Consider the following 18,879-nt stretch of genomic DNA (forward strand, 5'->3'; position numbering starts at 1 on the left):
TTCTCCTAAAGTGATAAAGGTCAAGCATTTGTGCGAACTGGTGTTACTACGTATGTATAGTTCGGATTATTGTCTTGGCGAATGACAACAGGACCATTTTGTTTTAAGAACAAGTGAATATTATCGCCTGTGCTGTGACGCAAGATGTCAGAGATGTAGCGACCATTGAAGGAGATTGTGAAAGGTGTACCTTTAAATTCAACAGCTACGTCTTCTTTTGCCATACCGATTTCAGTATTTTGAGTAGACAATGTGACATTGCTTTCAGACCAATCATAACGAATTACATTATAGCTGATGTCTTTAGCCAACAAGGATACGCGATCAACAGCACCAGCAAATTCGCGGCGATCAATTACAGCGCTAGAATCGAATTGAGAAGGAATTACCTTTTCATATTCAGGGTATGTACCTTCGATTAAGCGAGAAATAATATAAATAGATTCAAAATTGAATACGATTTGTGTGCGATTCCAAATAATATTGATCATAGCTGGATTATCTGTTGGTAATAAACGAGATACTTCAGCTAACGTTTTTGTTGGAATGATAGCACGCATTGGAGTCGTTGCTGGTTCATCGATGGTAATTTTTTTAACAGCCATACGGTGTGTATCGGTAGCAACCATAGTCACTTCGTTTTCTTTGATTTCAAGAAGAGCACCGGTAAATACAGGTCGGTCTTCATCAGTAGCAGCTGCATAATTTGTTAAATCGATGAGTTCTTTCATAGCAAAGCTATCAATGTTTACATGATCTTGGTCGTGAATTTGTTCTACCAAGGAGAAATCATCTGGGTGTAATGTAACAAGGTTAAATTCGGAAGATCCAGATGTGATGGTCAAAGAATTTCCATCTTCTGGTTTGTAAAGTTCAATAGTATCGCCAGGTAATTTGCGAATTAATTCTTGGAAATAGCGGGAGCCTACCACTAAAGTACCAGGTTCTTTAATGTCTCCATCGATGGTTAAGCGAATGCCGAGTTCAAAGTCGTTACCTTGCAATTCTACTTGACCATTTTTTGTAGTCATGTAAATAGCGCCTGGTAAGTTGGAACTTGTTTTATTTTGAGATACCTTTTGCAATACGTTAATTGCTTTTTGGAGATTTGCTTTTGGGAATGTAATATGCATATGTTACTCCTTTATGATTTTTATATATTGTAAAAGCACTAATAATTACTTGCTTTGTTTGTAATATTGTATGTTTATTATCGTAGATGCTCTATAGATATTCTACTGTAGATCTATTTCTACTGGTTTTTTGATTGTTTGTTAGTTTTAGTAGTAGTAATAGTAGGGACCTGTTTATATGTGTAAAAGTGATTTGGCGCCACTAACTGTGTGAATTATGAGTTGTGTATAACTATGTTGATAGTTTGTACCTACTTATCCACATATTAACATCAAAGTATGAGTTTTAGGATATCCACAAAGTTATTCACCGTATATCCACAGAGTTATCCACAGCTTGTTAATTTTTGTTTAATTTCTGCAACCATTCGTTTAGTTTCTTCGTTTTTTTCAATTTCCTTCGTTATTTTATCGTACGCATGGAGAATTGTCGTATGGTCACGAGAAAAAGCTGCTGCGATTTGAGGATAGCTTTCATTGATCATATCGCGGCATAGATACATGGCGATTTGCCGTGGAAATGCGAATTGGGCTTTTCGTTTCTTGCCGAGTAGGTCTTGCTTTTTAATATTGAAATAAGAACTTACAAAATTCTGGATGCTTTCAATATTAACCATATTCACCTCTTCGGTATGAACGAGGCCCGCCAAGGCGTGTTTAGTATATTCAAGGTCGATAGATTCGAGACGTTGATCGATAGACGCTGTACCGATGAGCTTGGTGAAAGCACCTTGCAATACGCGGACGTTTTCGCTAAATTGCAGCGCTACATAGTTGATTGAATCATTATCGATACGAATAATGCGATTCTTTTTATATTCTCGTTCGAGTAGTGATCTGAAGATGGCGATGCGCGTTTCTAAATCTGGATTTTCCATTGTGGCAATGTAACCAGCTTGGAAACGAGAGCGAAGACGATCTTCGAATTGCTCCATATCGTTTGGCATCGTATCAGAGGTAAGAACGATTTGCTTGTTGTTATTTAATAATTCATTGAACGTATTAAATAGCTCAGTTTTCGTACTTTCACGGCTTTCAAGGAACTGAATATCGTCAATCATGAGCACATCGATATTGCGGAATGTGTTGCGGAACAATTTACCTTGGTTGCGCTGTAATGTTTCGACGAAAATATTCATAAAGTTTTCGCTCGTAATAGACATGACCTTCATATGTGGATGATTTTCCTTGATAGCATTACCGATGGCGTGCATCAAGTGTGTTTTGCCGAGGCCCGATGGACCATATATAAAGAGCGGATTATAGTCTCCACCAGGAAATTCAGCTACATTTTGTGCAGCCCCAAATGGTATACGGTTGGCATTACCTGTTACGTAGTTATCAAAACGGTACGCCGGATTGAGATTAGATAACGATAAATCCACAGGTACATTGTCAGACTGCAATGTTGGCGTTGTTTCTGTAGATTTCTTTGGTGTCGTTACCATTGGTTCGTCTGGAATCTCCACAGGCGCTGGTGCGCGGTCGATATAGACAGGATCTTGATAGACTGGAGTGTAAAATTCCTCTTGATGAGCCTTTTCCTCTACTATAGGTGGTAAAGGCAATGGTGGTGCCACAACTGGCGTATCGATGAGACTTTCATCAACAAAGGTAGTATCTACACTCTCTTGATTGAAATCGAATAACACCATATCTCGATGGGAACCGATAACCGTAGTAATCGCATCCTGCAAAGCCTTGCTAATTTGCGGCTGCTGGTCGATTAAGTTTTTTACAAATGTTTGCATGACCCCAATATGGATCGAATGACTTTCGAGAGACATGGGAATCAACGATGACGTGACGCGCAAATACAATGCGTCAGGTAAATGCTGCATATTCTTTTTCGCCTCTTGCAATATATGCTCCCATATATTATTTAAATCAAATGATTGCATGACGTGCCTCTTGTGAATAACTATTGCGATAAATGTGTATAACTTTAGGAATAATGTGCATAACCATTGTAAAAGCTGTGGAAAAAACTATTATTCCTGTGAATAACTTGTGTATAACCTGTGAATAAGTAAAAATAAAAGTCTATTTTATATAGATAATTACTGACTTTTCAGTTTTTATAAAATAAAAGAGAAAAAATGTGGATAACTTCGAAAGTTATCCATCAAAAACCTATAAAAATATATAATTTTTCCTAATTTCAAGTATGATTGTACCAAAAAATAAGTAATTTGTCATTCAATCTGTGGATAACTTTTATAAACTGTTTATAATGTATATTTTAATTTTCTCTTGGTATATCTATTACTTTTGGGATAGGAAGTGAAACTACTTTTATCGCTCCATCCTGACGCAAGTCGCTCAAAAAGTAGTTTCACTTCCCCTCCTCCAACCATATAATTTTATGATTTTTATACATATAACCAAAAAAGTAATAGATATACCTTCTATCAATCTACATTAGATCTGTTTATAAAACGTTATCAACACAACTTAAATGAAAATCGGGGAGAGAAGTCAGAGGAAATTAATAGTATCAATTGTCCCCCTTTCCTATCAAGAGGTTAAAAGGTAATATTTGTTAAATCTTAGATCCGTATTCTGAAAGACTTTTAGATTTCCTATAAAAACTGATACTACTTTTTATACTGGTGGTAGGTGTATTAGTAATCATTAGAGTGTGTTAGGAGCAGGAATAGATGTGGATTTTTGACCGACTTACGATGAGTATGGAGGGAGAAAACCACATCTATTCCTCCCCTCTCTTCAAATAGAGATAAAAACATAAATTTGCCAAAGTATAAAAAAATTTGAATTGTGAGTTCTTGTATGTTGATAAATTGATGTTACGTTTACATCATGTAGTGGTGTTGAGGATGACATTAGGGTTGTCTTAGGGAGGGAATATAGGGTCCTTTTGAGCGACTTTACGATGAGTATGGAGCGATGAAGGAGCCCTATATTCCTCCCCCTGGAAACGTAACATCAATTATTCCTATTTCCTCTCTCCTCAAGAGGTTAAAAGGTAAGATTTGTTAAATCTTAGATCTGTATTCTGAAAGACTTTTAGATTTCCTATAAAAACTGATACTACTTTTTATACTGGTGGTAGGTGTATGAGTAGTCATTAGAGTGTGTTAGGAGCAGGAATAGATATGGATTTTTGACCGACTTACGATGAGTATGGAGGGAGAAAACCACATCTATTCCTCCCCTCTCTTCAACTAGAAATTAAAATGTAAATTTGTCTAATATAAAAAAATTAAGGTTGTGAGTTCTTGTATGCTGATATTGATGTTACGTTTACATCGTGCAGTGGTGTTGAAGGTGAAATTAGGGTTGCCTTAGGAGGGAATATAGGGTCATTTTGAGCGACTTTACGATGAGTATGGAGCGATGAAGGAGCCCTATATTCCTCCCCCTGGAAACGTAACATCAATTACAGGATAAAATGTGTAGTAGAATTATTTTCAGAAATACAAGAACTCACAGCAGAACCCCTTTATTATATTGACAAATTTACGTTTTACCTCTATAATTACCCTGTTATGGTATAAGTAAAACAATACAGAATGACGAGGAGGTGTTTTACTAATGAAACGTACTTACCAACCAAATACTCTTTGGAGAAGACGTACCCATGGTTTCCGTGAACGCATGAAAACTATTGGTGGCCGTCTCGTTTTGAAAAGAAGACGTGCAAAAGGCAGAAAACGCTTATCTGCATAATATAATAGCTGTTAGGCAGGAGAAAAAACTTGGCGCTGCTGCCAAGTTTTTCTATTCTTAGGACTTAAGGACAATGCATATGGATTATTGCCTTGATAAAGCAAGACGACTGACGCACAACAATGAATATCGCCTTGTGTATAAGCACGGAAAATACGAAGTAGGCCGTATGTGTGTACTGTATCGTATGCCCGTGGCAAAGCAACCTACGCGCATTGGTTTTGTAACAGGTAAAAAGGTTGGTTGTGCAGTGGAGCGCAACCGAGCTAGACGCCTGATGAAAGAGGTATATCGCCTCAATCAGCACGCCATTCGCGAAGGGTATCATATCGTAATTGTTGGACGTGGCCCTCTGAAAAACGCTACCTACGAAAAAGCGGAAAAGGAGATTTTGTATCTCTTGCGAAAAAGCAAATTATTGATACAAAATGATAAATAGGACCACAAGTTAGAGGCTTTGGTCCTTTTTGTGTATATGGAGGTTTCCATGAAACGCTGTATAACCATGCTTTTACGACTTTTAATTAGGTTTTATCAGCTCGCCATATCTCCCTTAAAACCTGGATGTTGCCGTTATTATCCGACATGTTCCACATATACTCTGCAGGCCATCGAAAAATATGGTCCTTTGAAAGGTAGCTGGATGGGTTTAAAACGCATTCTTCGCTGTCATCCTTTCCACAAGGGTGGCTACGATCCAGTTCCCTAACCCACGTGGGATTAGGCTGGATGTGTTCTGTGAAAGTAACTTTCACCATCACCATCGAGCACAGTTTTGGAAATACCTGAGCATCTGTATGGATGAAATTTAGACCATACCATAACGATATATAGATGCGCAAAGGACGATTTCGGACTGTATGAAAAAGGAGAAACAATGGACTTTTTAAGTGGTATTTTCCAACCTATCGTTGATTTAATGAGCACATTGGTAACTTATGCATTCCAATTGACTCAAATGATAGGTTATCCAAGCTACGGTGTGGCTATTATCCTTTTAACAATCGTTATTAAAGCGATTTTGGCACCACTTACTGTTAAGCAAATCAAATCCATGAAGGCTATGCAAGAATTGCAGCCTCGCATGAAACAATTGCAAGATAAATACAAAAACGATCCTGCAAAACTGCAAGCGGAAATGGGTGCATTGTACAAAGAAATGGGCGTTAACCCATTGGCTGGTTGCTTGCCATTGTTGGTACAAATGCCATTCTTGATCGCGATTTACTGGGCTTTGAAAGATTACCCATACGATCCAAACTTTGTACAATTCTTGTGGTTGCCTAGCCTTGGCGATCCAGATCCAATGTATATTTTACCTATTTTGAGTGCATTATCCACATGGGTTATGTCTCGTCAAACTAGTAATGGTGCAACTGGTGCAGCTGCGCAACAACAAAAGATTATGACAATCTTTATGCCTTTATTCATTGGTTACATTTCTTTGAGCTTCCCATCTGGTCTCGTTATCTACTGGGTAGTTTCTAACGTATTCCAATTGATTCAACAGCATTTCATTTACAAAAATTTGAACGCTAAGTAGGAGGCAATTATGGAATTTATCGATGTATCTGCTAAAACCATTGAAGATGCCATTGCTAAAGGTGTAGCTCAATTAGCCGCTGAAGGCCAAGAATTAGTAGAAACTAAAGTCTTAGAACAACCTTCTAGTGGATTTTTAGGCATTGGTCGTAAACCAGCAGTTGTTCGCTTATTCTTCACTGCTTTGGCTCAATCTGCTACTGCAAAAGAAGTAGCTAACGCAGAAGAACAATCTGTAGCTATTGCTTCCGAACCAGTGGCAACAAGCGAAACAGAAGTACAAGATACAGCAGTTGAAACTTCTGAAAGTACTATAACGGAAAAACCTTCTAAAAAAGAACTTTCAAAAGAAGATCAACAAGAAATTGCTGAAAAAGGTAAACAATTCCTCGATGATATGTTTACACAAATGGGCCTCACTGTAGTTATCGAAAAGATGATGACTAAAGACAAGATTACATTCCAAGTACACGGCGAAGATTTAGGTATTTTGATTGGCAAACATGGTCAAACATTGGATGCTATTCAATACTTAACAAATCTCGTGGCTCACAAGGATGTATCTGGCCACTGCCATATCGTGGTAGATGTGGAAAACTATCGTTCTCGCCGAGAAGAAACATTGGTAAATCTCGCGAAACGCTTGGCTTCTAAGGTGAAACGCAACCGTCAAAAGGTTTCCTTAGAACCGATGAATGCTTTTGAACGTAAAATCATTCATACTGCCCTTCAAGGGGATAAAAACGTTGTTACCAACAGTGAAGGGGATGAACCATTCCGTCACGTTGTGATTTCGTACAAAAAATAAAATATAGTGGTGCAGCTTTCAAGTAACTGATATCCTCGGTTGCTTGAGGGCTGTTCCCTTTATTCTTTAGGTTATGGTGAAAGCTAACCTAAGTTAATCTTCGCTTGCAAAGATTAGTTTAGTTTAACTTTCACAGGCGAAGAACATATACAAAAACAAATACTAGATAATCGAAATACGGAGATATGTATGTATATAGATGATACAATAGCGGCCATTGCGACACCGCCCGGCATCGGTGGGGTTGGTATTATTCGGGTCAGCGGCAAGGATAGTTTTCCTATTGTAAATAGCCTGTTCAAGAGCACTGGCACCGTTCCTTTGATGGACCGCCAAAATAGAACGATTCAATATGGGACCATTGTGGATCCGATGACGAACAAGACCATCGATGAGGTTCTTGTACTATTAATGAAAGGGCCTCATTCCTACACGGCGGAAGATGTGGTAGAAATTCAGTGTCACGGCGGCATTGTACCGGTTCGACAAATTCTGAAACTCCTCGTCAATCACGATGTGCGCATGGCTGAAGCCGGTGAATTTACAAAGCGCGCCTTTATGAACGGACGTATCGATCTCACTCAAGCAGAGGCGATCATTGATATTATTGAAGCAAAAACGGAGGACTCCCTCTCCCTCGCTGTATCTCAGCTAGATGGGACTGTTTCATCCTTTGTGAAAGATGTGCGAGAACAGCTCATCGCCATGATTGCTCATTTAGAGGTAACCATCGACTATCCTGAGGAGGATATCGAGGATGTAACGAGCCAAGAGGTTCGCGATCAGTTGCAGCCTATTTTGAAAGCCATGGATGATCTCTTGTCCACAGCGAATACAGGTCGCCTCATTCGGGACGGTATTACGACGGTTATCGTAGGTCGTCCAAATGCAGGTAAATCGAGCCTCATGAACGCTCTCTTGCGCGAAAACCGCGCTATCGTAACGGATATTCCGGGGACGACGCGGGACAGCATTGAAGAATATATGACTGTAGAAGGCATTTCTTTACGCCTCATCGATACGGCAGGTATCCGCGATACACAAGATACGGTAGAAGCCCTTGGTGTGGAGCGTGCTCGTGATTATATCAACAAAGCAGACATCGTGCTCTGCGTTATTGACGGATCTACTCCGCTAAACTCTGAAGAAATCGAAATTTTGATCTCTGTGAGCGGTTTAAACACCATCGTACTCCTCAATAAGTCCGACGTGGCACAGGTCGTTACAGATGAAAATATTAAAGAACACGGCACCTTTACAGCCATAGAACGCATTAGTGCTAAAGAAGGGGAAGGCTCTGCAGTTCTCTCTAAATGGGTACAAGAACTCGTCTATGGCGGTCGCGTAAAACAAAACAACAGCGCCATGATTAGTAACGTGCGCCACATTAGCCTTATGGAACAAGCAAAGGGACAAGTCGAACAAGCTCTCTCCTCCATTGATATGGGCATGCCTGTAGACTTTGTAGCTACCGACCTGCGTAGCGCCTGGGAATTACTAGGCGACATCACAGGCGACACAATCCGAGAAAGCATGATAGATGAATTGTTTAGTCGTTTTTGCCTTGGTAAATGATTTAAACTTTCACAATAAGATAAGTAACAAATATAAGGAATTTAATTGATATGTACACAGTAGATAATTATGATGTCATCGTCATCGGTGGTGGTCATGCTGGTTGTGAGGCGGCTCTCGCTACTGCCCGCATGGGTCATCGCACGTTGATGGCGACCATCAGTTTAGATAATATTGCGCTTATGCCGTGCAACCCTGCCGTGGGTGGTCCTGGTAAAAGCCATCTTGTTTACGAAGTTGACGCATTAGGCGGTCAAATGGGTATTAATGCGGATGCTACGGCTATCCAAATGCGTATGCTCAATATGGGTAAGGGACCTGCCGTTCATTCTTTGCGCTGTCAATCCGACAAGATTAAATATCAACATTTGATGAAACAAACATTGGAGAATACAGATAATCTCAATGTTAAGCAAATCATGGTGACTGAGCTTAAGGTTGAGGATGGCAAGGTAACAGGCATCGTTACAGAGCTTGGTGAATTTTATGGCGCTAAGGCGATAATTCTTTGTACGGGTACCTATTTGAAAGGTAAAATCCTCATCGGCGATATCGATTATGTGGGCGGTCCAAATGGCCAACGCGTAGCGGAACATTTCTCTCAATCCTTGCTCGATAATGGTGTTGAATTGATGCGCTTTAAGACGGGTACACCAGCACGTGTAGATAAACGTACTTTAAACCTCGATAATATGGTAGTTCAAGAAGGCGATGCACATCATCACGCATTTTCTTTTATGGATGAATGGATTAACCGTAATGAAGATGTATGCTGGTTGACGTATACTAACAAGGAAACGCACGAAATCATTCATAGCAATATTCACCGCGCTCCTATGTATAGTGGCAAAATCGAAGGCGTAGGCCCTCGTTACTGCCCTTCCATCGAAGATAAAGTAGTGCGCTTTGCTGATAAAGAACGCCATCAATTATTCGTAGAACCAGAAGGTACGGGTACAAATGAAATGTATGTACAAGGTATGAGTACATCCCTTCCAATGGATGTACAATATGCGTTCTTGCGTACCATCCCAGGACTTGAGAATGTTGAAATTATGCGCCCTGCCTATGCTATCGAATACGATTGCTTGAATCCAACGCAATTAACACCAGCCCTTCAAGTGAAACATATTGAAGGCCTCTACTCTGCAGGTCAAGCCAATGGTACATCTGGCTATGAAGAAGCGGCTGCTCAAGGCCTCATGGCTGGTATCAACGCAGCATTGTGGCTTGAAGGTAAAGAACCGTTCATCCTTGCTCGCTCTGAAGCGTACATCGGTGTTCTCATCGATGATCTTGTAACAAAAGGTACAAATGAACCGTACCGTATGATGACAAGCCGCAGTGAATACCGATTATTGCTTCGTCAAGATAATGCAGACATGCGTCTTACGGAAAAAGGCCGTGAAATCGGTCTTGTAAAAGATGATCGTTGGGCTAAATTTACAGCTAAAAAAGCTGCTATCGAAGAAGCAATGGACATGTTACGAAATACACCTGTCAATCCATCCAAGGAAACACAAGCTTTGCTTGAAAGTCTAGGTACAGCACCTATTAGAACAGGTATTCACGCTTATGATTTAGTAAAACGTAACGAACTCTCTTATGCCGTCGTAGCCGATGTATTTGGTTTGAAACGCTATACACCTGATGTAGAGGAAGCTGTCGATATTTCCATTACCTACGAAGGTTACATCAAAAAGCAAATGGAGCAAGTCGATAAGGTTCGTAAACTAGAAGAAAAAATTCTTCCAAAAGAATGGGACTATACACAAATCAAGGGTATTTCCCTTGAAGCTCAACAAAAGCTCAACAAAATTCGCCCTCACTCCATCGGCCAAGCAAGCCGTATCTCTGGCGTATCACCTGCGGACGTATCTGTTCTGTTAATCCAACTCGAACAATACAACAGAAGTAAATAAAATAGCATGTAATAACATGCATTTTATATGAACTTTTTAGAAGATATTTCTTACAGATTTTAAAAGATATTTCCTACAGATTTTATTGTCCTATACATATTAGACAATTCATTAGGAGTACTTATGAAAGAAAAATACGATGTGCCTATAGCACCTCAGTCTGAATTTGTTTCGTACATGATGGAGCAAATGAGCCATTTTGGCTTGCCTTGTACGGAAGAGCAAGCCAAAGACTTTTACATGTATTATGCGCATATGATTGAAACAAATAAATATCTCAATTTAACGGGTATTACGGATATGAAAGAAGTCGTGGTTAAGCACATGATTGACTCCCTCTCCTGTTATGATTCTGAAATTATCAAATCTGGCATGACGATTATCGATGTTGGTACCGGTGCAGGCTTTCCGGGTATTCCATTGGCTATCTATGACCATAGCCTCAAGGTTACCCTGTTTGATTCTTTGAAAAAGCGGCTTACCTTTTTGGAATCAGTTATAGATGAACTAAAACTGACGAACTGTACTATCTTACATGGACGTGCGGAGGATTTGAGTCACCAAGATTACCGTGAAAGCTTCGATATTGCTACGAGCCGTGCCGTGGCACGCTTGCCGATTCTTTTAGAATGGACTGTGCCATATGTAAAAGAAGGTGGCTACGTCGTTGCTTTAAAAGGCGCTATCTACAAAGAAGAAGTGAAAGAATCTAATAAAGCCCTTAGCACACTAAAAGCTACTATCGAAGAAGTAAGAACCGTTACTTTGCCAACCTTAGACGATAAACGTGCCATTCTGTACATCAAGAAAACAGGTAAAACACCGAAACAATATCCACGAAAACCAAAAGAAATCAAAGACAAACCGTTAGTATAGCAGCTAATGATTTAGGCGTAGAAACTAATATAAATAAACTCTATGCTATATTGCTACATAAAGAAAAAGAGGATGCAAATCTTAGATCAGCATCCTCTTTTTTTTTCTTAGTAACGAATTAGTTTGGATTCCCTCCCCTACCCTATATCTATTAAATGATATCGTTTACAACAAAATTATATATTTTGTTCACTATATGAGGCGGAGATAAAGATACATATAACACCTTTCCCTAAGAACGACTTAGTTCACTATGGAGGTCGTGGGAAAGGTGTTATATGTTAATCTTAGAATGACTTTATACGTGGTCAATAATATATAATGTTGTATCGATATCATTTAAAGGCATAATATGTACGCCTGCTGCTATTTTCTTGATTTGTTCAAGTGTTTCGATTGCGATTTCTGTACCCGCTTCTTTACCACCTTTTTCCATGCGGTCCAAGATTTCTTGAGTAAGATTGATTCCAGGCACTTTTTCATGGAGGTATGTAGCCATTTTAAAGCTTTTAAGTGGAATCAAACCTAGCATGATAGGTACATCGAATTCAGACATCTTATCAATGTAGCGTTTTGCCTGTTCTAAATCGTAAATTGGTTGTGTTTGTACAAAGTGAGCGCCATTTTGAATTTTAGCAGCTAATTTTTGGCGTTCAATCTCTAAATCTGGAGCACCAGGATTACCAGTGGCACCGATGTAGAAGTTTGTAGGTGCGTCTAGGTCATTACCTGCAAGGTCTTTGCCTGCATTTAATGTCTTAGCGATGTTGAGTAGTCCCATACAGTCGACTTCAAATACGGATTGTGCAAATGGATGGTCCCCATTATCTGGTTTATCACCAGTGAGTGTTAAAATATTATGCACGCCCAAAGCTGCTGCACCGAGTAATTCAGATTGCAATCCGATAATATTACGGTCGCGGCATGTAAGGTGGAAAATAGTTTCAATTTCTTTGTTATGTTGTAATAAATAAGAAAGAGAAATTGGGCTCATGCGCATTTTGGACATAGGGCTATCAGCGATGTTGATAGCATCCACCTTCCCTTTCAAACGGGCTGCTTGTTCGAAGGTCTTTTCTGCAGAACTGCTTTTAGGAGGATCCAATTCAACAGTAATGGTGAACTGCCCTTGTTGATGTTTTTCTCTTAATGTCATCATGTACCTCGTTACTATACATTATTTTTCTAGTGTTTCAAAGAAATCGTTAGCATGGTTAACAGCAGCGATGCCGTCCTTAGCGTAGATATCTGCGCCTGCTTGGTCTGCGTAGTCTTGAGATACTACGGCGCCACCAACCATGACCTTAGTTTTAAGGCCTGCTGCACGGATAGCAGCGATAGTATTGTCGATTTGTGGCATGGTTGTCGTCATCAAGGAACAGATGCCAACGAGGGCAGCTTTGTTATCTTTAATGGCTTGTACGATAACTTCTGGGTCAACGTCCTTACCAAGGTCGACGATTTTGTAACCATTGTTTTCGAGCAATGCTGCTACGATGTTTTTACCTAAATCGTGAATGTCGCCTTTAACTGTAGCTACGACAACGGTACCTTTATCTAAGCTTTCACTAGCAGGAATAATTTCTTTAATGGTGTTGAAAGCAGCCTGCATTGTTTCAGCAGCAAGCATTACTTGTGGTAAGAATAACTTACCAGAACCAAACTTATCCCCCACTACGTTCATCGCTTCAGATAAGCCTTTCTTCGTAAGATCTAATGGATCGATACCATCTGCTAAGGCTTTTTTTACAAGCTCAATGATAGCTTCTTTTTCGCCTTGTTCTACACATGCGCGAATATTGGCTAAAGGATCATTACTATCGAAGGACTTTTTATCTGGCCCTTTAGGAGCAGAGTTACCAGGAGCGGTAGTTTCGTCTTCATAGCCGTATTCTTTAATAAATTCAGCAGAGCCTGGATCCCAGCCTAGTAAGGTAGTACTGGATACAAATGCTTTTTTTGCTGGATAATTGAGTGGATTCATAATTGGTGTTGTTAAGCCACATGCAAGGGCCATTGTTAGAAATTGGCCGTTCAAATAGGGACGCTGAGGCATACCGAAGGAAATATTGGACAAGCCCATTACTGTTGGGAAGCCAAATTTTTCTTTATATAATTGTAACGTACGCAATGTTTGGCGTGCACTATCTTCCCCACTAGCAAGTGTTAATACCAATGGATCGAGTAATAAGTCATGTGGTTGAAGACCATAACCATAAGCGCGATTTACGATGCTTTCAGCTAAAGCAACGCGATCTTCTGCTTTTTCAGGTAAGTCACCACTACAGATTGGCAAGCAAAGCAATGCTGCACCATACCGTTTAGCCAAAGGCATTACGTGCGTAATAGACTCCTCCTCCCCATTTACAGAGTTGATGAGGGCACGACCTGGATAGTTTTTAAGAGCTATTTCCATAGCTACTGGGTCTAATGTGTCAATGGATAATGGTGTTTCTACGAGCATGGATAACTCGAAAATGGCACGTTCCATTAAGGGTGATTGATCCATGCCAGCTACGCCCATGTTTACATCGAGGATATCTGCGCCAGCTTCTACTTGATCCAACGCATCACGTTTAACACGGATGAAAGAGCCATCGCGCAATTCTTGAGCAAGGACTTTACGACCAGTTGGGTTAATACGTTCGCCAATGATAAGTGGTTTTGTATGATGGCCTAATTCTAAAAGTTTAGTACGGCTTGTAATAATTGTTTTAGGTGCAATGTGGGCGCGTTCTTTTGGCGTATGAGCTTTCACAGCATCAGAAATAGATTGAATATGAGCTGGTGTTGTACCACAGCAGCCACCAACATAACTAGCCCCTGCATCAACGATAGCAAGCATTAATGGACCCATTTCTTCTGCTGTGAGTGGGAATACAGTTTGTTTATTAATCAGTTGAGGCATACCAGCATTTGGCTGACAGCTTATTGGTAAATTTGTAACGCTTGCAATTTCTTCGATAAGTGGTGTGATTTGCTCAGGTCCAAGGGAACAGTTGATACCAATGATATCTGCACCCATAGCTTCTACGATAGTAGTTGCTACTGCTGGTGGTGTACCTGTAATAGTACGACCGTCTTCACTAAAAGAAAATTGACAGATGATTTGTACATCATCTTTTGTCTTCCCTGCTGCTTCACGAGCATCTAAAGAGGCTAATAAAGCGGCACGCATTTCTTGTACGTCGATGATAGTTTCAATGATAATAAAATCAACGCCACCTTCGATTAATGCTTCGGCTTGTTCACGATATGTATCATAGATAGAGTCAAAGCTCATATTGCCTAATGGTTGCAAAAAACGGCCTGTAGGACCCATAGAACCTGCTACACGAGCAGTTGGTTTATTCTCTGCAATGGCTTCTTTTGCTACCTTCACAGCTGCAATATTGATTTCTCTTACGCGATCCTGCAAGTCATAATCTTCTAATTTAAGACCACAAGCACCGAATGTATTGGTAGTGATTACATCACTGCCATGTTGTAAGTATTGAGCATGAATATCCTTTACTACTTCTGGTCTTTCAATATTAAATAGCTCTGGACAATAGCCTTCTTCTAAGCCTGCCGCTTGAAGCATTGTGCCCATAGCACCGTCAAATATATACATAAACATCTTCCTTTAACATCCTAAATTACAATGTTTCACGTGAAACACTATTGTATTGGTTGCCCCTTCATGGCAATACCAGAAATGTCGGCAGTAGTTTTACTACCTTCCTCTTCTCCCCCATCTTGGGTGGTGACTGTTGCCTTCTCTGGTAATTTTCGAGATGCACAATTTTGTTGTGAACAAGATGTACAGCCTCGTTTAGTTTTAATATCTTCGTTTGCTGGCATTAAACCGATGATAGCCGTTACAGACTTACGTGGGAATAATAAATAGTTCTCTGTTACTTGTAAGCCAATCATCTCTGTTTTGATGATTTTAGCTAATTGTGGTTGAATTTCTAGTGGCCAGTTGCCATAACCAGGGCTAAAACGCCAAGTTGGCTTATAGCCTTGTTTTTTAGCAATTGTATTGATTACTTCGTTTACCTGATCAGCTACCTGTTCTACAGCAGTTGTGGCTGCTGCATCAAGTAATAAGCCTACCGTATAGTTACCTTGTTTAAATAACTGCTCACTACGAATTTCTACATCTTCTCCAACTGTTACACCTAATACGTATACTTTAGTAGATTTTTCTAGATGTTTTTCAATGATAGACCCTTCAATTTTAAGCGGTGGATTGCTTAAAATTGTTTTTGTTTCTGCATCGTAATCATATTCTTGATATACACCCCTAGGTGTAGCCAATAATTGGATTTCCTTACATGCTTCGTCAACATAGTTTTGTGGGAAATCCTCAGCATGACGAAGTCCTGCGTATCGTTTTACTTCTGCTTTGTCGATGGCAGGAAGCATTCCGTTATAGATGGGCATAGAAACGCCTCCTCTTCAAAATAAAAAGCTCTGCGTGTCCGTAGAGCGTGTGCTTACTGTTATTAATTGTATAGTAAATCTTATAAAGTGATTTTTCTAGACTCTTAAGATTATCAATCTAATTACTATCTAACTAATAGTATATAGATATGAATAATACCTGTCAAAGTATATAGGGCCTGTATTCTCATATAATTTAGTAGTATATAGGTATAGTTTAAAGTTATATCAAAATGGTTTTTTGAGCGTAAAAGTTATTGATGATGAAGACTTTATGTGTTTAATGTTAACCTTAATGTTTCACGTGAAACAATTTGTTAAACATAATCTAATAGTTTGTTATGAATATATAAGTATATTAATATTAGTTCATTACATTTCGTATATTATTGTTATATATAATGTTACCGATCAAAAGTTGATTACTTTATACTTTTCGCTGATGGTGTTGTTCTATAAATAAAAAAATGATATAAAATAATTTTGTATATATTTGTCTATTGGTATAGATTTATATTAAGGCAATAATTTTTTACTGTAAAATTTTTTATTAATTCTATAACTTAATTTTTGCGTTAGATTTTAATCTTTAAATGTTTCACGTGAAACATTTAATTGTAAAATTTATAGAACATTTGATGTAATTTTTTTTATTTTGTGTTGTACTTATATAGTAAAGGAATAAATTGCTATATTTCACGTGAAACAATAAAATAAATGTTATAACCATATTAATGAAGTTATTTATCTATAAATTTATGGGCATAGTATAAATGTAAGCAGGAAAAAATGTAGTAGATAAGTAAAATAATGTAGTAGATAAGTAAAATAATGTAGTAGATAAGTAAAATAATGTAGTAGATAGATAAATTAATGAGAATTTGATTTATAAATACCGTAATTAGCATTGTTTTATGTTATAATGGAAAAGAAATATTTTGAACGAAGATGTGAGGTGAATTAAGTGGGCAAAGTTATAGCTATTACTAATCAAAAAGGCGGTGTTGGTAAAACTACAACATCAGTAAATTTGAGTGCTTGTTTAGCTGATGCAGGTAAGAAAGTGTTACTGGTTGATTTGGATCCACAAGGTAATGCTAGTTCTGGGTTAGGTATTGAAAAGGATGATTTAGAGCTCTGTGTGCATGATGTTCTAATTGATGGAGAACCAATTGCTGATATTGTACAACCTACAATGCTTGAAAATCTATTTGTGGCGCCTGCAACAATTCAACTAGCTGGTGCTGAAGTAGAACTAGTTTCCGTTGTTTCACGTGAAACAATGTTGAAAAAAGCATTAGCGCCAGTACGAGATACATATGATTTTATCGTCATTGACTGTCCACCATCTCTCGGGTTATTAACATTAAATGCCTTGACTGCTGCTGATAGTGTATTGATTCCAATTCAAAGTGAATTTTACGCATTGGAAGGGGTTAGTCAATTAGTTAAAACAATAACAATTGTACAACAAACATCAAATAAGGATCTTGAAATTGAAGGCGTACTATTAACTATGTTTGATGGCCGCACAAATTTATCTATTCAAGTAGCCGATGAAGTAAAAAAATTCTTTGGCAATAAAGTATATAAAACAATTATTCCTCGTAATGTACGCTTAAGTGAGGCGCCTAGTTATGGGGAGCCAATCATTGTATATGATCCAAAATCCAAAGGTGCTGATGTATATACGAAATTAGCTAAAGAAGTAATTAAAGCATCTAAAACTAAATAAGCACTAAGAGATGAATAAGTACTAAAGCTCAATAAACACAAAAGCGAAGTAAGTACCTAAAGGTAATAAGTGTCTGGTAATATGTAGGTATCTAATGCTAAGTATATTAGTTTTTTGTGGTTTGCGTGATTTACATATTTTAAATTTGTAAATATTTGTAAGGCCGAGAGAGGTTAGTTGTATGCCAAGAGAAATTAAAAGCAAGAAAAGCAAAGCGTCCGGATTGGGGAAGGGCCTTGAGAATTTGATGAAGGTTGACTCTGTAGAGTCTGTATTGCCTGATAAGGAGATACATGAACTGCCGATTTCTGAGTTAGTTCCAAATGTAGATCAACCACGTAAAAGTTTTGATGAAGATAGTCTAGCTACATTGGCTGAATCAATCAAGAATCTTGGTATTTTCCAACCGATTGTAGTTCGTAAACAAAAGAATAAATATCAAATTGTAGCTGGTGAGCGCCGTTATCGTGCTGCTATGATTGCTGGATTGAAAACAGTACCAGTTATTGTTAAAAAATATAATACCGAAGAAATGACAGAGGTTGCTCTTGTAGAAAACTTACAACGTGAAGGATTAGATCCCATTGAAGAAGCATTGGCTTATCAAGGATTGATGGATACTTATAAGCAAACGCAAGAAATGATTTCCGCTCGTCTTGGCCGTAGTCGTTCATATATTGCTAATATGGTTCGTCTTTTAAAATTATGTGATTCTGTACAAAAGGATCTTATCGAAGGTGATTTGACGGTTGGTCAAGCTCGTCCATTATTAGCGTTAAGAAGTGCAGCTCAACAAATGGAAGCAGCTGAACGTATTAAAGAGGGCGAGCTAAGCGCTAGACAAGCAGAGGCCCTTGTTAAGTCTATGCAAAATAAATCGTCTAAAGCAAAGACTGGTAAACCTCAAAATACGGCAGAGGTTCGTGCTCTAATGGACCGTTTAAAACTAAGCTTAGGGTCTCCTGTGAACATTAAATTCCGTGCAGGCAAAAAGGTACAAGGTAAAATTGAAATTGCTTTCTCCTCTGAAGCTGAATTAGAAAGACTTATTGCATATATGGATGGGCAAGATCAAACAGAAGATGCGGAAGCAATAGAGTTTAGAGTATAATTGGCTAGCAAAAGCAAAAGCAAAAGCAAAAGCAAAAGCAAAAGCAAAAGCAAAAGCAA

At 38.7% G+C, this 18,879-nt stretch carries 15 protein-coding genes; 10 read left to right on the top strand and 5 right to left on the bottom strand.

Annotation, left to right across the window (positions count from 1 at the left end):
• Nucleotides 1–20: 20 nt before the first annotated feature.
• On the bottom strand, nucleotides 21–1,133 hold the full coding sequence (gene dnaN / locus KHY58_RS08740; RefSeq protein ID WP_004698016.1) for a DNA polymerase III subunit beta: 1,113 nt from the start codon (nucleotides 1,131–1,133) through the stop codon (nucleotides 21–23).
• A 326-nt stretch (nucleotides 1,134–1,459) separates the two neighbouring features.
• Entirely contained in the window at nucleotides 1,460–3,034 is a 1,575-nt protein-coding gene (dnaA, locus tag KHY58_RS08745) for a chromosomal replication initiator protein DnaA (RefSeq protein ID WP_278473090.1), read from the bottom strand.
• A gap of 1,654 nt (nucleotides 3,035–4,688) precedes the next feature.
• Here dnaA and rpmH point away from each other — a divergent pair.
• The 8 genes from rpmH (at nucleotide 4,689) to rsmG (ending at nucleotide 11,546) form a co-directional block, all read left to right on the top strand.
• Nucleotides 4,689–4,823: a 50S ribosomal protein L34 gene (gene rpmH, locus KHY58_RS08750; RefSeq protein WP_278473092.1), complete on the top strand. Its 135-nt coding sequence runs from the start codon at nucleotides 4,689–4,691 to the stop codon at nucleotides 4,821–4,823.
• A gap of 79 nt (nucleotides 4,824–4,902) precedes the next feature.
• Nucleotides 4,903–5,262: a ribonuclease P protein component gene (gene rnpA, locus KHY58_RS08755; protein WP_004692947.1), complete on the top strand. Its 360-nt coding sequence runs from the start codon at nucleotides 4,903–4,905 to the stop codon at nucleotides 5,260–5,262.
• A gap of 48 nt (nucleotides 5,263–5,310) precedes the next feature.
• Nucleotides 5,311–5,532 carry a membrane protein insertion efficiency factor YidD gene (gene yidD / locus KHY58_RS08760; protein ID WP_012865047.1) on the top strand — a complete coding sequence of 74 codons (222 nt, stop codon included), beginning with the start codon at nucleotides 5,311–5,313 and terminating at the stop codon, nucleotides 5,530–5,532.
• A 168-nt stretch (nucleotides 5,533–5,700) separates the two neighbouring features.
• Nucleotides 5,701–6,366: a YidC/Oxa1 family membrane protein insertase gene (locus KHY58_RS08765; protein ID WP_004692948.1), complete on the top strand. Its 666-nt coding sequence runs from the start codon at nucleotides 5,701–5,703 to the stop codon at nucleotides 6,364–6,366.
• A gap of 9 nt (nucleotides 6,367–6,375) precedes the next feature.
• Entirely contained in the window at nucleotides 6,376–7,173 is a 798-nt protein-coding gene (gene jag, locus KHY58_RS08770; protein WP_278473094.1) for an RNA-binding cell elongation regulator Jag/EloR, read from the top strand.
• 189 nt (nucleotides 7,174–7,362) lie between these two features.
• Nucleotides 7,363–8,748, top strand: a complete 1,386-nt coding sequence (gene mnmE / locus KHY58_RS08775; protein ID WP_278473095.1) for a tRNA uridine-5-carboxymethylaminomethyl(34) synthesis GTPase MnmE — start codon at nucleotides 7,363–7,365, stop codon at nucleotides 8,746–8,748.
• A gap of 50 nt (nucleotides 8,749–8,798) precedes the next feature.
• Nucleotides 8,799–10,670 (top strand): tRNA uridine-5-carboxymethylaminomethyl(34) synthesis enzyme MnmG, encoded by a 1,872-nt coding sequence (gene mnmG / locus KHY58_RS08780; protein ID WP_278473096.1) that lies wholly within the window; start codon nucleotides 8,799–8,801, stop codon nucleotides 10,668–10,670.
• Between the two features lie 123 nt (nucleotides 10,671–10,793).
• Nucleotides 10,794–11,546, top strand: a complete 753-nt coding sequence (rsmG, locus tag KHY58_RS08785; protein ID WP_278473098.1) for a 16S rRNA (guanine(527)-N(7))-methyltransferase RsmG — start codon at nucleotides 10,794–10,796, stop codon at nucleotides 11,544–11,546.
• Nucleotides 11,547–11,844: 298 nt separating this feature from the next.
• Here the strand turns inward: rsmG and KHY58_RS08790 are convergent, their stop codons facing one another.
• The 3 genes from KHY58_RS08790 to KHY58_RS08800 are packed head-to-tail and all read right to left on the bottom strand — an operon-like array spanning nucleotide 11,845 to nucleotide 15,974.
• Nucleotides 11,845–12,702 carry a methylenetetrahydrofolate reductase gene (locus tag KHY58_RS08790; protein ID WP_105087301.1) on the bottom strand — a complete coding sequence of 286 codons (858 nt, stop codon included), beginning with the start codon at nucleotides 12,700–12,702 and terminating at the stop codon, nucleotides 11,845–11,847.
• Nucleotides 12,703–12,723: 21 nt separating this feature from the next.
• Nucleotides 12,724–15,159, bottom strand: coding sequence for a homocysteine S-methyltransferase family protein (locus KHY58_RS08795; protein ID WP_278473099.1), 2,436 nt, complete (start codon nucleotides 15,157–15,159; stop codon nucleotides 12,724–12,726).
• Nucleotides 15,160–15,206: 47 nt separating this feature from the next.
• Nucleotides 15,207–15,974, bottom strand: coding sequence for a methionine synthase (locus KHY58_RS08800; protein WP_227037191.1), 768 nt, complete (start codon nucleotides 15,972–15,974; stop codon nucleotides 15,207–15,209).
• A gap of 964 nt (nucleotides 15,975–16,938) precedes the next feature.
• Here KHY58_RS08800 and KHY58_RS08805 point away from each other — a divergent pair.
• Nucleotides 16,939–17,709: a ParA family protein gene (locus KHY58_RS08805; RefSeq protein WP_227037192.1), complete on the top strand. Its 771-nt coding sequence runs from the start codon at nucleotides 16,939–16,941 to the stop codon at nucleotides 17,707–17,709.
• A gap of 181 nt (nucleotides 17,710–17,890) precedes the next feature.
• Nucleotides 17,891–18,820, top strand: a complete 930-nt coding sequence (locus KHY58_RS08810) for a ParB/RepB/Spo0J family partition protein (protein WP_278473101.1) — start codon at nucleotides 17,891–17,893, stop codon at nucleotides 18,818–18,820.
• The last annotated feature ends 59 nt before the right edge of the window (nucleotides 18,821–18,879 follow it).

Source organism: Veillonella parvula (assembly GCF_018366295.1).
GTDB classification, from domain to species: domain Bacteria; phylum Bacillota; class Negativicutes; order Veillonellales; family Veillonellaceae; genus Veillonella; species Veillonella parvula_P.